Below are 16714 nucleotides of genomic sequence, written 5' to 3'. Positions count from 1 at the left end.
CCTTTCTTGCGTTTTAGCTCATGATTTTAAGGTTGAACGGGGTCTTTTTTCCTTCCCCTAAAATGCGAAGGCGTAAGAAGCGATCGATGAGTGGAGTAAAACAATTCATGATCAAGATGGCATAGCTCATGCCTTCGTTTGTGAAACCAAAGAAACGGAAGAGGACAACGAGAAGCCCCACGCCTAAGGCAAAAAGATTTTCTCCTGCTTTTGTTCCTGGAGTCGAAGAATAATCAGTCGCCATATAGATCGCACCCAACATGGCACCACCGCTGATGATATGCCCAATCACCGTTTGCCAACTGCCAGTAAAAAGTCCTTCTGGACCAAGGATAAAAGCAAAGAGCCCGATCGTTGCAAAAATAATCAGCGGGATACGAGGGGAGATGATTTTCTTGTAAACAAGAAAAATTCCACCCAGCAGTAAAAGCAAGGCACTGGTTTCACCGATTCGTCCCCCAGTAAATCCTAAAAAAGCATCCAACAGATCAGAACCGCTTAAGGTGTCCCCGGCCTTCATGACAGCTAACGGCGTAGCACCGGAAACGACATCGTTCGCCGTAGCTTGCGAAACCACATCAGGAGCGATGCTGCCAAAAGGTGGATCTGGCCAACTGATCAAAAACATCTGGTTATAAAACAAGCCAATCAACAAGGCGCGACCGCCAAGGGCTGGATTTAAAAAGTTATAGCCGATACCGCCAAAAAATTCTTTGACGATGATCACGGCAAACGCCACCCCGATCACTGGGAAATACCAAGGTGCGGTCGGTGGAAGATTCATCGTTAAAAGCAATGCCGTCACAACGATGCTTAGATCGAAACGAAATGGCCGTTTGATGAGGTAGGACCAAATTCCGTCGGCGGCAAACGCCGTGGCTAGCGCAATGAAAAACAACCCATATACCTTGAGCCCGAAAAGGTAGCCCGAGAATAAAACTGCTGGTAGTAAGGCTAGTACTACACAGCCCATGATTTTGACTGTTTCGTCATTGCTGCGAATATGGGGGCTTGGTGGTGTTTCTTGGTTTTTTCGTTGCTGAAAGAGGCGCTCGCTATCGGAATCCTTGTAGTAATCAGGCACTTTCCTTCGCCTCCTTCTGCAGCTGTGCAACCTTGCCTTTTGCGGCAGTGATGTTGGCAGCTAAGGAACGTTTGGCTGGACAGACAAAGGTGCAAGCACCACAATTGATACACGCTTCTGCCAGCAATTCTTCACATTTTTGATAATCGCCTGCTCGATAGAATTGATCGATCTCCATCGGCATCAGGCGCATCGGACAAGCTTCGACACATTTATTGCAGCGAATGCAGGGGTTTTCGGCATATAGCCAATCGGTTTCTTCATTAAAAACAACGATCCCGTTGCTGCCTTTGGTGACCGGAACCTTTAATGTTTTGACGGATTTCCCCATCATGGGGCCGCCAAGAATCAGCTTGCTGGGCGCACCTTGAAAGCCGCCAGCAAAATCGATCAACTCTCCTGCGAGTGTTCCTAAAGGATTTTTGACGATGCGTGGATGTTGAACATCACCAGTCACGGTTGTATAGCGTTCAATCAGCGGTTTGTCATAACAGACCGCTTCAGCGATGGCAAAGCTGGTGGCAACATTGATCAATACGATCCCAATATCGGCAGTCAAGCCGCCTAAAGGTACCTCCTGATCGGTCAATAACTCTACTAACTGCTTTTCACCACCGGTTGGATAAACAGTTGGGACAGTAACGACTTCTATCGTGTCATCCTCTGCACTTGCGGCTTGCATCGCTGAAATGGCTAGCGGTTTATCATCCTCGATGCCAATGATGATTTTTGGATCAGCTAACAATTTTTGGGCAATTTTTGCCCCTTGGATGATTTTTTTGGCTTCTTTTTGCATTAAGAAGGCATCACTGCGCAAAAAGGGCTCACATTCAGATCCGTTTAAGATCAAGGTATGGATTTTTTTATTTTCATCAATACTGAATTTGACATGGGTGGGAAACGTTGCACCGCCTTTGCCGGCGATACCGCCTTGACGGATTTTTTTGAGGATCGTTTCGTTAGCAGCAGATTGCCAGTTGAATGGGGTAGACAAAAAATCATTATCGAAGGCATAATCGTTTTCAATGATGATGGTTTTTCCTTCTTCATTGTTTTGATTTGGCCAATCGACAATATCGACGATTTTGCCCGAAACAGATGCATGGACTTTCGCAGATACAAAGGCATCTGCTTCAGCGATCACTTGCCCTTGCTTGACGTACTCACCAACGGAAACCGTCGGTTCGACAGGGGCACCAATATGTTGTGCCAAAGGGATAAAGACCATCGTGGGTGAAAAGGTAAGGATTTCATCTTGTTCGATCATTAATTTTTCTTTTAACATTTGTAACGGGGGACTTAGTGAAATTCCACCAGTAAATGTTTTCATAGCCAACACTCCTTTTTTCTCCTAACTTTATTCTAGCATGCCATCCGCATTCTCTAAACCATAAACGCTTACATTTCACAAGAAAAACTTATTTCGGTTGACATATGATTGTTTGTTCATATATAATCAGAGTATAAACATGATTGATCGTTCATATGTTCGATGGAATAGAGGAGGTTTTGATGATGGCTGAACATACTTGTCAACATGAGCACACAAAAACGAAGGGACATACGCATACCCATGATCATGGGACGTTTCCTCGTAAAGTTTACTTCGCGGGGGTAATCTTCTTTATAGTGGCGCTGTTTATTTCGAATCAATGGGTAAAAGACGGGGTTTATTTTGCTGCAGTTTTATTAGCGGGCTACCACATTTCGTGGGAAGGGATCGAGGATACCGTAAAAAGCACAAGAATCAATCGGCGCTTTACGCCAAATGTACATCTATTGATGTTATTAGCAGCGATAGGGTCAATGATCATAGGCAATTTTAATGAGGCAGCCTTACTGATTTTGATTTTTGCTGGTGCTCACTTTTTAGAAGAATACGCGGAAGGGCAAAGCCGACGAGAAATCACCAATCTTCTCAAATTGAATCCAACGGAAGCACGTTTGATGGGCCCAGATGGGAAAGCCAAAAAAATTGCTGCTTCAGAGATAAAAAAAGGGGATATTTTACAAGTTTTGCCTGGTGATCAGTTAGCAACAGATGGGGTGATTCTTTCTGGCACGAGTGCCATCAACGAAGCTTCCATCAATGGCGAGAGTATACCGCGAGAAAAAACAGCGGGAGACGAAATTTATGGCAGTACCATCAATGGCAATGGAACATTTTTGATGGAAGTCACAAAAGACAGCTCGGAAACGGTCTTTGCCAAAATTCTTTCAGTCGTTGAAGCGGCACAGTCGAATCAGTCACCAACAGAAACACGAATCAAAAAAATCGAACCAATCTATGTAACCATTGTTTTCATTGCAGTCCCTTTGTTCATCTTAACAGCACCGTTTCTACTTGGTTGGGATTGGTATACCAGTTTTTATCGCGGGATCGTGATGATGATTGCAGCGTCTCCTTGTGCGTTAGCGGCAAGTGCGGTACCTGCTAGTTTATCTGCGATTTCAAATCTAGCGAAAAAAGGGATTCTTTTTAAAGGCAGCAACTACTTAACGAATTTTGCTCAGATCAAAGCGGTGGCATTTGACAAAACGGGCACGTTGACCGTCGGAAAACCAACGGTCACGGATGTCATTTTCGCTGAAGCCATCGATCAAGCAGAGGCCGCTTCCATCATCGTTTCGCTGGAAAAACAAGCCAATCATCCATTAGCAGATGCGATCGTTACTTATTTTGAGAAGAACAATAAAGGGCAGCAAAGCGAACAGCTGACGGTTACGAATGAGATTGGTTCCGGTTTAGTAGCCGTCTCAGGAACAAAAACCTATCGATTAGGAAAAAGAACCGAAAACTCCCAGTTAACAGGTTCGTTGGAGCAACAGTACCGTCACCTGGAGGCGCAAGGAAAAACGATGGTCATTTTTTCCATCAATGAAGAGGTTGTCGCAATCATCGCTTTGATGGATGAGCCGAACGAACAGGCAGCTTCTGTGATTCGTTATTTAAAAAATGAAGGGATCCATACCGTTATGATCACCGGAGATAGTGCGTCTGCTGGGGAAGCCATCGGAAAGCGGCTAAACGTTGATCAAGTGGCGGCTAATGTGCTACCTGAGAACAAAGCGGAAGCGGTTCGAGCACTCCAAGAAGCCTACGGACAAACCGCCATGGTGGGGGATGGCATCAATGATGCGCCCGCACTTGTTCAGGCAGACATCGGTTTTGCGATGGGGGAAGGGTCAGATGTTGCTATCGAAGTGGGGGACGCCGTGATCATGAAAAATGATCTTTCACGCTTCGCGTATGCCTATCGCTTAGCGAAGAAAATGGATCGAATCATTTGGCAAAATATTTTCTTCTCCATGTTTATCGTCGCATTATTAGTCGGGTTGAATCTATTTGGAAAAATGAATATTGGACTGGGGGTATTTGCCCATGAAGGAAGTACGTTGATTGTATTGTTTAACGGGTTGCGCCTTTTGCGCAAACTGCCAGATGCATAAAAAAAAAGCGGCTATCGAAGGATAGCTGCTTTTTTAATGACTGAATTGTGTCGAAGTTGGAAAATCAAAGGCATCGATTTTTTGCAATCGATTTTCGATCCTTCTTAAAATCCCTTCAGAGGAATCCAACGGTTTGATTGCATGATAAGCAGTCAGTAACAGGTCTTTTTCTTTAGCGGGACGGTTTTCGATGCGGTAGATATTTGCTAGTCGTTCCACGTATTCATAATGACTATAGTCTGTTTTGTTGATCAAGAAATGCAAAAGATCTTTTGCTTTTGCGTAGTCTTCTTGAAGATAGAAACTGATTGCTTCACGATACAATTTGATATCAAGTTCTTCGATCTGGTCAGGGGTTGCTTTAAGCGCACGCCACTCATTGATCGAGATTTTTCGTACGACTTTGCCAGTTGCATCGGTCAAAAAAATTACCGGTACATCGTTTGGATGTTTTGCTGCTTGCTTGATTTTCTTCATGTCGCACCTCCCGCGTGTCAATGGACTGACTGTTTGATATCTCCTATTTTAAAAGGAATAGCGGGAAAAGTCTACATGTAGATGTTAGATTCGTAGGAAATTTTAAAACATTCTCATTTATTAGGCTCTTTTTCGTTGAAAATGGTTGACCGCATCGGAGGCACCCATGAAAATCAAGATCCCGCCAAAAATTTGGAAGAACAACAACCAAGTGGCGAAGGGATTCAATACTAGGATGATCCCTGCAGCAATGATCAATAGACTGATGATCAAGCTAGTGATATAAGGTAAGCCAATGCGTTTTTGGTTAAAGCTTGCCATCAATCGGGTGCAACCGCTGATGGTGATCATGATTCCTAAGAAAAATGGCACGATGGCAAGTAATCCTTTGGCAAAAACTAAAATCGCAGCTGCCGCAATCAACAGTAAGATACCAGAGACGGATTGCACATTGCGATAGCCCTTTTGTTTTTCTTTGTAGCTCGTATACAAGCTAATGATCCCTAAACATGCAATATACCCGGCAACAAGATAAACGATCGTGTTGAAGACAGATCGTGGTGCAATCAAGATGATGAAGCCAAAGACGATATATACGACGGCACGAAGTAAATCATAGCGTTGTAATTTATCAAAAAATGCATTCATGATAATTCCTCCTTTTTTTCCTATTGTACCGAATTCTTGTTAAAATAGATATCAAAAAACCTACGAAATAGGCTAAGCCTTTTGTATCAGATGGTTTTTTGGTAGAATAAGGAAAAGAAAACAGAACGGAGAGTATTATGAGTGGGTTAACGCTAGTGATGTGTGCCTTTACGATCGTTTTATACCTTTATTTATTCGTGGTAAGGAAAGACATTCAATTTCTTGCTGTGGAGCGCAAACTAAGCAAGGTCGCCATTACGATTTTTTCAGTAATGATTATCCTGTCTATGGTGATGATGGAAGAGGCACTTGATAATCGGGTGCGAGGGATCGTTTCGGGTTTGGTCTTTTTGAGCTTTGTTTTAGATAGCCGCGGCTTAGCACTTGATCGAATCATTGTCCATCCAATGAGTATCAAAGGGGTACTATACCAAGAGATCGATCGAGTCGTTTTATTTCAAGAAAAGGAAGGGCAGCCCATCAAGATGAACTATTTTCGAAGAGGGATGAGAGGCCCATTAATGAAATTCAAGCAGCCATTAGCAGAATTGGTTGTTTTCTTGTCAGAACACTTGAATGAAGGAACACCGATCGATATTTTAGTCGATCATGATCAAGGAACAAAGGACTAAAAGACCCTCGATTACTGCCAGTTTAAGACGTAATCAAGGGTCTTTTTTTAGGTCGAAAATTGATTAATGGAACACGCGGAAGCGCTCATCGTCACTTAGAAATTCTTTTTCGTTCGGTTCGCTTTCTTTTGAACCAAAGACTAGTTGCGCCCGCAGTTGCCAATTTCCAGGAATTGACCATTCAGCTGCAACAGCATCATCGATGACAGGGTTGTAATGCTGTAAGTTGGCACCTAATCCAGCTTCTTCTAAAGCGGTCCAAGCGTTCGCTTGAGCGATCCCATTCGATTGTTCTGCCCAAACGGGAAAGTTCTCTGCATATAGAGCAAATTGCTCTTGCAAATTTTTCACGGTATCCGTGTGAATAAAGAATAGAACGGTTCCGTAACCCGCTTTAAAACCAGCAAGTTTTTGTTTTGTCGCTTCAAACGCTTCGGGTGGTGTCAATGGTTCTAACGCAGCCTCTGTTAATGTCCACAATTTTTCGTGGGCTTCGCCAAATAAAATCACGGCTCTTGGTGATTGTGCGTTAAACGCAGTTGGACTATTTTTCACTGCTTCTTTCACAATGTCTTCGATTTCAGTGTCGGAAAGAGCCACATTTTTACCTAGCCCATAGATTGAGCGGCGCTGTTTGATTGTATCAAGAAATTTTGTCATCGTATTCCCACCTTTTCTATTGTCATAGAGTGAAGTATACATTCTTACTTAATGTTAGTAAAAGAAAATGCTTGGGACGTCAAAAAGTCAGGCAAACGCACCTGACTTTTTCTTATTGGGCATCGATAGCAATGAATTTAACGGTCACGTATTCTTCAGGGCCATATTTGCCGTTTTCACGACCAAAACCGGAATGCTTGACGCCGCCGAAGGGAGCCGCCGGATTTGAGATCGCAATGTCATTGACCCCAACCATCCCATATTGGAGGTTTTGGGCTACATTCGAGATCGTTTGCAAATTCGTTGAAAAGAAGTAGGAAGCTAGTCCAAATTCCGTATCATTTGCCGCAGCGATGACTGCTTGTCGATCCGTAAATGAGATCAATGGAATCACAGGTCCAAAGGTTTCTTCATAGTAGATAGCCATCTCAGAAGTAATCCCATCGATGACCGTTGGTGCGAAGAAGTTGCCTTTTTCGTATTCACCTTCAGTAAGCTTTTTACCACCGAGTAAAACTTTAGCTCCTTTATTTACCGCATCTTCCAACTGCTCGATGACTTTTTCAACGCCTGCTTGGTTGATCAAAGGACCAACAGTAGGGTTTTCCAGACCATTGCCGACCGTTACGGTTTCCATTTTCGCTAGTAATGTTTTGGTAAAGGCGTCTTTGACGGACTCTTCGACAAAAATTCGATTGGGGGATGTACAGACCTGACCGTTGTTGCGGAATTTTGCTGCAATTAATTTTTCAGCAGCTAAATCTAAATCAGCATCAGCAAAAACAAGAAACGGGGCATGACCACCTAACTCCAATGAAACTTTTTTCAGAGTTGGTGCTGCTTGTTCATATAATTTCATCCCAACTTTCGTGGAGCCGGTAAAGGTGATTTTTTTGACTTGTTCATTTTCGGTCAATTCTTTCCCAATCTCAGAAGAATCACCTAAGACGATATTGACGACCCCGTCTGGAAGTCCTGCTTGTTGAAAAAGCTCGCCTAAAGCTAATGCGGATAGTGGGGTTTCTTTTGATGGTTTCATAACAAGGGTACAGCCAACGGCCATAGCAGGTGCAATTTTTCTTGCAATCATGTTAGAAGGAAAGTTCCAAGGTGTGATCGCGCCAACAACCCCGATCGCTTCTTTGCGTACCAGCCAATGATTGTGTTCAGGGGCTGGAATCACTTCGCCATAGACCCGTTGCGCTTCAGCTGCATTCCAACGGAAATTGTCAACGTTGGATTGGATTTCTGCCTCCGCTTCTTTTAATGGTTTTCCTTGTTCCATACTCATGATTTTTGCTAAACGATCGCTTTCTTCCTCCATCAAATCAGCAATGACGTTCATCAAATCGGCACGTTCTCGAGGGGAGCGTTTTGACCATTCGGGAAAAGCAATCGCTGCGGCATCGATTGCTTGCTTGGTTTCCTCGATCCCTCCTTGACTGACTTTTACGAGTTCTTCATTAGTGGCAGGATTGGTAACCGAAACCGACTCTTTTGTTCCTTCAAGCCATTTTCCGTTAATCAATAACTTTGTTGGTACTTGTGGTAACTGTTGGTTCATCTTGGCACTTCCTTTCAATAATGGGTTCTTATTTAACCCTAGCACGGATCAGAAAGGATGACAATTCATATGCAAGTCTCTTGATTCTCCAAATTTTTGTAAAGAACCAAAGGGGAAATGTCCTGCTCCTATCATTTTATGGTAGAATAGAAAAATAAGAATGTTTGTTCGATTCTTGGAAAATATAGTAAAATATTCAAGGAGTGAGGGACGCGTGCAACAAGTAAAAGAGCTTTTAAAAACAGTAGGATTTGTCGTGATCTTCACTTTATTCCTCTTGTTATTAAGACAGTATGTCTTTACTCCTGTGATCGTAAAAGGAGATTCGATGGACCCCACATTACATGATGGTGAGCGGGTGATTGCTTTGAAAAATACCGAGATCGAACGTTTCGATATCATAACGTTTGAAGCACCGGATGAAGCAGGCAAAAACTATATCAAACGCGTGATCGGTTTACCTGGCGATCAGGTTTCCTATCAAAACGATACCCTTTATATCAATGGACAAGCATATGATGAACCCTACTTGGATGAATTCAAAGCAGCTGTCACAGATGGCTTTCCATTGACCAGTGATTTTGATATGGGGTTATTTGGTGTTGAAGTCATTCCTGAAGGTCAAATTTTAGTGTTAGGGGATAACCGCCGAATTTCCAAAGATAGTCGTCAATTAGGTCTGATCGATGAAGCAACGATTTTGGGTGATGTAAAATTTGTATTCTGGCCAATTGCCGATTTTGGTATGCTAGGCAAAGAGTGAAATTCTGCGACCGTTTTTTTGTTTTTAAGGAGATTCTTTTAAAAACAAAGACGCATTTGAAGAAGCGTGTCGCTGATTTTTAGTGTTTTTTTTAAAAGACGATGGAGAGAAGGAGTCCTTTCATGAGTTTACGATTTATCCTTGGCGATGGCCGTTGTCGTCATGATCAAGCAGTGATAGAAAATGCAAAAAGTTGGTTAGAAAAAGACCATCAAGAAGTATTTTTTCTGGTACCTAACTACAACAAATTTGAACGAGAGCGTGAGATCCTTCAATTACTGAAAGAGGATCGCGTAGAAGATTTTGCTTCTATTCGCGCGCAAGTGTATAGTTTTCACCGTTTGGCTTGGTTTTATTTGCAGCAAACCGGCTTGCTTTCTCAAAATGCCATCACCGAAAATGGTGCCTCCATGATCATGCGTAAGCTGCTTTTGGAACTAGAAGAAGAACTCGTCTTATACCGTGGTGAGATCAACAAAGCGGGTTTTATCCAGCAATTGTTGGCGTTCTATCAAGAAATGCATACAAGTCGATTGGGGATCGAAGATTTATTGGCAGGTGGTGCTGCACCAAGCGCAACCCAAGACGAGGAGAAAAAATACAGTGAATTAGCGAAAATATTTCAACGATTTGAACAAGAACTTCTGGAGCGTGCATTACAAGTCGAACAACCGATCACCTTGTTGACACGCTTTCTTGAAGGTTCCTTGCTGGATGATTCTCCAGTGGAGCAAGTAATGCCTAACGCGGTGTCAATGAACAAAGCACCAGATCTTTCCCATGCCTTATTTATTATCAGTGGGTTTTCCGCTTTTTCAACACAGGAACAGCAGCTGATTCAAGTGTTGATGAAAAAAAGTCATGTCATTATTGATCTTTTTCTGGATCGTGGGTATCCACAAGAGCTGCCTTCACCGTTAAATTTGTTTTATGAAGCAGGGCGAACCTATTATCAATTGATCAGTTTTGCCCGAGAAAATCAAGTGCCGATTTATTTGGATCAGAAACTTTCGGTCAACCAAGAGGTAGACAAGGAAGCGAAGGGATCGATGCAACAGGCGTATAATGAAATTGAAACATTTTGGCGGCAGACTCAGTCACAAGTCAACTATCAGCAACAGTCCTCTGTGAAGGACTTTCTGGCAATTTGGAAAGTTGGGAATCCAGAAGAAGAGATCCGTCAGATTGCAGCGTCGATCCGTGGGATGATGAGCGATAAAAAACGGTACCCAGCATTACGATACCGAGAGATCCAATTATTGATCGCCGAACCAGAAATCTATCATCAATATATCCCTAAAATTTTTACTGAGTTTGAGATTCCTTTTTATATCGATGAAGAGCAGATGATGGCGCAACATCCATTGGTTGAGTTTTTGAATGCTTTTTTTGCTTGTCAATCCTATGGCTTTCGCTTAAATGATATTTTACGGTTGCTTAGAACGGAACTTTACTTACCGGCAGCCTATCGCTCCGAAGCAGATTGGCTCGTTGGGCGTGACCAGTTTCGTAAGTTGGTGGATATTACCGAGAACAAAGCGTTGGCTCATGATTTCCAAGGAGCGAGTTGGACGAGAAACGAAGATTGGGAACTGATCGAGTATTTACAATCGGAAGAAGAGCAGACGGATAAAGTGGATTTGACAGCGTATACCAACCAGTTGCGCAGGGCCTTTAAACAAGATGTTGCTGATACTCTAGACTGGCTGACGGCTGCTAGAACGAACCGCGATGCGGTCGAACTGCTGTATCGCTTTTTACTGAATGCCGGTGTTGAAGAACAACTGCGGCATTGGCGAGATCAAGCGATCCAGCAAGGGAAGTTGGATCAAGCCCGTAATCATGAACAAGCATGGCAAGCCTTGATGGATTTGCTGGATGAATATGCTGCGATCTATGGGGAAGAGTCCTTTGATTTTGCGCTCTTTGAGGATGTCTTATTGACTGGCTTAGAAAATGTCACATTCGGGAAGATCCCAACAGCGATCGACCAAGTCAACATCAATCGCCTTGATCTGGCACGTCCAAAGCAAGCAAAGATCACATTTGCACCGGGATTGAATGAAACGGCGTTACCAAGAAAAATAGAGAACAAAACGTTGTTGACGAATGAAGAACGTCAGCATTTCAATCAGTTGTTCAATGGTGAAAAATACCTTAGAGATACAGTGGTGGAAGGCAGTGTCAAAGAGCCATTTGCCTTTTATTCTGTCTTGCTTTCAGCAACGGAACACTTATCACTGTCCTATGCCGTTAATTTTGATACCCAGCAAAACATCAAAATGTCGCCTTATTTAGATCGCGTGGTCAAACGTTTGGATGTCCCACTGCAAGAGCGAGGGATTTTGACGCTAGTCAGCGATCCAAGAAACTATGTCGGCAGTTACCGTGGCCTGATCTATCAAATCAATAACCTCAGTCAGCAAGCGCAAAAAAACAAAGAGAATTTGCCTAGGGTTTGGGAGCAGCTGAAACAAGCGCTGCTGCGTTCGGAATGGACAGATTTAGCTGCCCAAGTATTTGAAAGCCAAACTCATCAAAATATTCCGATTCCTTTGTCTCAAGCACAAGCTGCGGCACTATATGGACCATCGATCTACAGTTCCATTTCTCAGATGGAGACGTTCTATCAGTGTGAATACAAGTATTTCGTCAGCTACGGATTACGGTTAAAAGAACGGGAAGTTTTTGGCTTAAATCCAGCAATGACCGGTGAGTTTTTCCATGATGCGTTGGACCGCTTTGTCAAAGTCCTGATTGCTGAAAATATTTCCTTGACCCAGTTAACTGCTGACCAACGCGTGCAATTTGTGGAAGTCGTTTTGCAGGAAATTTTTGGCGAAAGCCGTTATCGCTTACTGACGAGCTCTGCTCGGATGAATTTTATTCGGTATCAATTAGGCAAGACGATTCAGCGAGTAGCGTGGGCATTAGCGAAACAAGGACAAAAAATGCATTTTAGTCCTGAAAAGACGGAGGTGCTATTCGGTCAGATCGCTGGCTCAAATGGAATCAATGGGATCGAATTGCCATTAAGTTCTGGCGGGAAACTGCATGTGCGGGGGAAGATCGATCGTGTCGATACGGCGAAAACGGAAGAAGAACAATGGCTTTCTGTTGTTGACTATAAATCTAGCAGCCGAGATTTTGACCTTTCTGAAGCATACTACGGACTTGCGATGCAGTTGATCACCTATCTCGATGTCGCATTGACGGATGCTGTCCAACTGGTTGGTTCGCCAAATGTGCGACCAGCGGGGGCTTATTATCTGCATGTGCATAATCCGCTTTTGGACGGACAAGAAGCCAGTGAAGAAGAACGTTTAAAACGTTTCAAGTATGACGGGTTGTTTATTGACGAACCGGCTGTTTTCCCGTTGCTAGATGAGGATGTTGAAGCCAGCAAAAATTCACCGATATTCCCTGTTCGAAAAGACAAAAACGGCAATTATCAAAAAACAACGCAGGCGAAAAACAAGTTTTATACAGAAGAAGAGCTTGAACTGTTAAGAAAACACAATCGTAAAAACATGCAGCAAAGCGGTGAGAAGCTGTTGAGCGGTGAAATCGCCTTAAACCCGTCTTATAAAATAAAAGACAAAAAACGGGCGTGTGAATTTTGTCCGTTTCGCAGCATCTGTGACTTTGATGTATTGTTGAAAGAAAATGAGTACCACCGTTTAGAAAACTTATCTAAAGATGAGATTATCCATCGCTTAAGGGAGGAAGAAGATGAGTAAGATCCCTTTAAAACCGCAAAATGAAACCTTTACGGATACCCAATGGCAAGCCATTTTTGATAAAGGGGATAATATCCTCGTTTCCGCTTCAGCGGGTTCAGGCAAAACCACCGTTTTGGTTCGGCGAGTGATCGAAAAGCTAAAAGCAGGAACGACGATCGATTCTTTACTGATCGTAACCTTTACCGAAGCAGCTGCTCGAGAAATGAAAGAACGGATTCAAGTGGCATTGCAACAGGCCATCAATCAAGAAAGTGACGAGCAAAAGCGCCAGCACTTCGTTCGTCAGCTGCAGCTGTTGCCGACAGCTAACATTTCTACCTTGCATGCGTTTTGTTTAACTGTGATTCGGCGTTTTTATTATTTGATCGATTTAGATCCCAATTTCCGCATGATGACCGATGAAACCGAAATTTTATTGATGAAAGAAGAAATCTGGACACAGCTGAGAGATCAACAATATGAAGCCAATGATGAAGCCTTCTTTCGTTTGACGGAAAATTTTTCAAGTGATCGTTCTGATGAAGGCGTCGGGGATCTGATCCTGTCTCTTTATGACTTTGCCCGAGCCAATCCAGATCCAGTCAACTGGCTAGCTCATCTAAGTGATCACTATATCGGCAAAGAAACTTTTGCTGAAAATATCCTGTACCAATCGCAAATCAAACCGACTTTGCAAGAAAATTTGAAGACAGCGGCGCATTTGCTGCAGGCGGCGCAAGACTATGCCCGTTCTGATGAAGCGATGGAAAAAGCGGCACAGTTGATCGATACCGAATTGGGCATGGTGGAAACCTTAAAGGCTCTGCTGGATGCAGACGATGTCGATGGCTTCTATGAGCAGATCCAAACATTGCGTTTTGGTCGTTACCCAGCTTTTCGCAAACCAGAACAAAAGGAATTGTCCCAAGAAATCAAGCCCTTACGCGATGATGCGAAAAAATTGGTCGAGCAATTGAAAGCCACCTTCCCGTATCCACCAGCTGAAATGATGGAGCTGCTTCATCGATCAGCACCTGTCGTTGAAAAAATGGCAGCGATGACCGAAGCATTTATAAAAGCATTTCAAGAAAGAAAGCTTTCAAAAGGCCGTTTAGACTTTAATGATTTGGAACATTTCACCTTGCAGATTTTACAAGGAGATGGCAGTGGAAGTGAGGCGTCGACCTATTATCGTGATCGCTTTGAAGAAGTTTTAGTCGATGAATACCAAGACGTCAATCGGCTGCAAGAGGCAATTTTATATTGGGTCAGACAAGTCGATCATAACCCTGGCAATATGTTTATGGTGGGGGATGTGAAGCAGTCGATCTATTCGTTTCGACTAGCAGATCCGACGCTATTTATCGAAAAATACTTGGCATTTGAAACAGAGAATGGTGGGCGAAGAATCGTCTTAGCAGAAAATTTCCGTTCTCGTTCCGATGTATTGGATTTTACGAATCTAGTTTTTCAACAACTGATGGATGAAAGGGTTGGACAAATCCCTTACGATGAGGCGGCAGCCTTGATTACCGGTTTTCCTGATTTTCCAGAAAGCGAGGTCTTTGCCACAGAGCTCTTGTTATATGAAAAAGAGCATGAATCCGAAGAACAATTGATCGATGACAAAACAGAAGGTGAAATGCAGATCACTGCCTTGAAGATTCGAGAGTTGATTGAATCAAACTTCATGATCTATGACAAAAAAGCCAAAACAAATCGACCAATCACTTACAATGACATCGTCTTATTGACCCCCACACGTAAAAACAATCTTGTCATTTTAGATGTCTTTAAGCAGTTTGGGATTCCGATGGCGGTCAATGATGCTCAAAACTATTTTCAGGCAACGGAGATCCAAACCGTCGTTTCTTTGCTGCAGATCATTGATAACCCGTACCAAGATATCCCACTTGTGGCCGTTTTGCGTTCGCCAATCGTCGGCCTAACAGAAGATCAATTGGCTGAGATCCGTTTAGCGAATCGTTCCAGCGACTACTACGATGCAGTATTGGATTACCATGGGCAACAAGAAGCGTCACCCTTGTGGCAAACGGTGGATGGATTTTTAACAAAACTGGAACAATGGCGAGAGGAAGCACGACGATTACCAATCCCGACCTTACTTTGGCAAATCTATGAGGATACTGCCTATTTGGATTATGTCGTGGGACTGCCTGCAGGTCAGCAGCGCTATGCCAATTTAGCCGCATTGGTTCACAGAGCGGAGAAATATGAAAAGAGCAGTTTCCGTGGGTTGTACCAATTCATTCGCTTCATTGAAAAGATGCAAGAAAAAAACAAGGACTTGGCAGAGCCATTAGCTACACCAGTAGAAGATGCGGTTCGTGTGATGACCGTCCATGCAAGTAAAGGTTTGGAATTTCCTGTAGTCTTCTTATTGGATACAACAAAATTCTTTAATTACCAAGACTTTCAAAAACGCTATATCTTTGAAGAACAGCTGGGGGCTGGGATCCAATATGTGGAACCCGCAGAAAACCTTAAATTTGAAACACTGCCGTTTCAAGCCATCAAGCAAGTTCGTTTGAAAAAAGCCTTGTCAGAAGAGATGCGAAAATTATACGTAGCATTGACACGAGCAGAGCAGAAGCTTTTCTTAGTAGGCTCCTATAAAAATCAAGCGGATGCCTTCAAAACATGGCAATCTGGCTTGACACAATCCGAGATGGTTCTTGATCCAGCGTTGCGCCTTGTTGCTCGGGGGAGCTTGATGGATTGGGTCGGACGGACCCTGATGCGCCATCCAGATATGGAAGCAGTATTCTCCGAAGCGTCAGAACGCAAGCGGACGATCGATCATCCTGCTCATTTTCGTCTATCATGGTGGAATCAAGAAACGATCACGCAAGAAGTCCAAGAGACGCTTGCGCCAGTCGAGGAGCCTAAACGATTGATTGCGCCAGATAGCAATATCGATGATCTTTTGAAACGCCTAGCCTATCGCTATCCTTATCAAAAAGCGACCCAAACGACTAGTTATCAATCTGTTTCAGAATTGAAAAGACTCTATAACGATCCTGATGATCAACAGACCACTTTGTTGGAATGGCGGTCGGTTTCCGAGAAGACGAATCCTCAGCAATATCGCTACGTACAAGATGAATTGGCGAAACCCAAATTTCTGCAAGAAACGAAGCCTCTCGCCAGCAGTATCGGAACCGCAACACATACGGTTTTGCAAATGATCCCCTTAGGAATGAAGCCAACACAAGATACTTTGGCGCTCCTGATTGCAGAACTCGTGAAAAAGCAATTTTTTTCTGAAGAAATCGCCAAAAAAATTGACCGATCGAGTATTTTGTGGTTTTATCAAACTGAACTAGGTGAACTGCTGAACCAATTCTCTGATGTGGTGAAGCGGGAGCAGCCGTTTTCGATGCTAAAAGAGGCCGATACGATCTTTGAAGGGTTTGACGAACCAGATGCGCCGCTTTTGATCCATGGTATTATTGACGGCTATATTGAATTGGCGGATGAAATCATTTTGTATGACTTTAAAACAGATGATGTGTTCGGCAGTCAGGCTCAGATTGAACAGAAAATGCGCGAACGATATTATGGTCAATTAAAACTCTATTGCCAAGCATTGGAGAAAGCATTGAACAAACCAGTGAAACAGACCTATTTAGTGCTGTTAAAACCTAAGATGATCGTGGCATTCTAGCTGATCGATCCTAGTTTCTTACATTT

Annotated in this window: 11 protein-coding genes; 5 read left to right on the top strand and 6 right to left on the bottom strand. The window is 43.3% G+C overall.

Annotated elements, in window-relative coordinates:
• Positions 1 to 13: 13 nt before the first annotated feature.
• Positions 14 to 1084, bottom strand: coding sequence for an RnfABCDGE type electron transport complex subunit D (locus tag IGI73_RS08245; protein ID WP_015509781.1), 1071 nt, complete (start codon positions 1082 to 1084; stop codon positions 14 to 16).
• Positions 1077 to 2414, bottom strand: a complete 1338-nt coding sequence (gene rsxC, locus IGI73_RS08240; RefSeq protein ID WP_438759180.1) for an electron transport complex subunit RsxC — start codon at positions 2412 to 2414, stop codon at positions 1077 to 1079. Before rsxC ends, IGI73_RS08245 begins: the two co-directional genes overlap by 8 nt.
• 185 nt (positions 2415 to 2599) lie before the next feature.
• On the opposite strand from rsxC, the gene IGI73_RS08235 reads away from it, so the two are divergent.
• The gene (locus IGI73_RS08235) at positions 2600 to 4534 is read left to right on the top strand and encodes a heavy metal translocating P-type ATPase (protein WP_428207308.1); all 1935 of its coding nucleotides are present in this window, start codon (positions 2600 to 2602) and stop codon (positions 4532 to 4534) included.
• A 33-nt stretch (positions 4535 to 4567) separates the two neighbouring features.
• On the opposite strand, the gene IGI73_RS08230 is transcribed toward IGI73_RS08235, so the two are convergent.
• Positions 4568 to 5011 (bottom strand): hypothetical protein, encoded by a 444-nt coding sequence (locus IGI73_RS08230; protein WP_016609260.1) that lies wholly within the window; start codon positions 5009 to 5011, stop codon positions 4568 to 4570.
• A gap of 120 nt (positions 5012 to 5131) precedes the next feature.
• Complete coding sequence (locus tag IGI73_RS08225) at positions 5132 to 5659, bottom strand: HdeD family acid-resistance protein (protein ID WP_005226199.1); 528 nt, start codon at positions 5657 to 5659, stop codon at positions 5132 to 5134.
• Positions 5660 to 5796: 137 nt separating this feature from the next.
• Between IGI73_RS08225 and IGI73_RS08220 the strand changes: the two genes are divergently transcribed.
• Positions 5797 to 6291 (top strand): hypothetical protein, encoded by a 495-nt coding sequence (locus IGI73_RS08220; RefSeq protein ID WP_005226198.1) that lies wholly within the window; start codon positions 5797 to 5799, stop codon positions 6289 to 6291.
• Between the two features lie 63 nt (positions 6292 to 6354).
• Here the strand turns inward: IGI73_RS08220 and IGI73_RS08215 are convergent, their stop codons facing one another.
• Entirely contained in the window at positions 6355 to 6951 is a 597-nt protein-coding gene (locus IGI73_RS08215) for a nitroreductase family protein (RefSeq protein WP_005226197.1), read from the bottom strand.
• Between the two features lie 112 nt (positions 6952 to 7063).
• Positions 7064 to 8515 carry an NAD-dependent succinate-semialdehyde dehydrogenase gene (locus IGI73_RS08210; RefSeq protein WP_015509777.1) on the bottom strand — a complete coding sequence of 484 codons (1452 nt, stop codon included), beginning with the start codon at positions 8513 to 8515 and terminating at the stop codon, positions 7064 to 7066.
• A gap of 214 nt (positions 8516 to 8729) precedes the next feature.
• Here IGI73_RS08210 and lepB point away from each other — a divergent pair, with 214 nt between their 5' ends.
• The 3 genes from lepB to addA all read left to right on the top strand — a co-directional run bounded on the left by lepB (position 8730) and on the right by addA (position 16688).
• Entirely contained in the window at positions 8730 to 9278 is a 549-nt protein-coding gene (gene lepB, locus IGI73_RS08205; RefSeq protein ID WP_005226195.1) for a signal peptidase I, read from the top strand.
• A gap of 122 nt (positions 9279 to 9400) precedes the next feature.
• On the top strand, positions 9401 to 13018 hold the full coding sequence (locus IGI73_RS08200; protein ID WP_428207307.1) for a PD-(D/E)XK nuclease family protein: 3618 nt from the start codon (positions 9401 to 9403) through the stop codon (positions 13016 to 13018).
• Positions 13011 to 16688, top strand: coding sequence for a helicase-exonuclease AddAB subunit AddA (gene addA, locus IGI73_RS08195; RefSeq protein ID WP_428207306.1), 3678 nt, complete (start codon positions 13011 to 13013; stop codon positions 16686 to 16688). The genes IGI73_RS08200 and addA overlap by 8 nt, the downstream gene beginning before the upstream one ends.
• The last annotated feature ends 26 nt before the right edge of the window (positions 16689 to 16714 follow it).

This window comes from Enterococcus sp. DIV0755f (genome assembly GCF_051713725.1).
Taxonomy (GTDB): Bacteria; Bacillota; Bacilli; order Lactobacillales; family Enterococcaceae; genus Enterococcus_D; species Enterococcus_D casseliflavus.
This window is presented reverse-complemented; position numbering and strand designations above follow the sequence as displayed.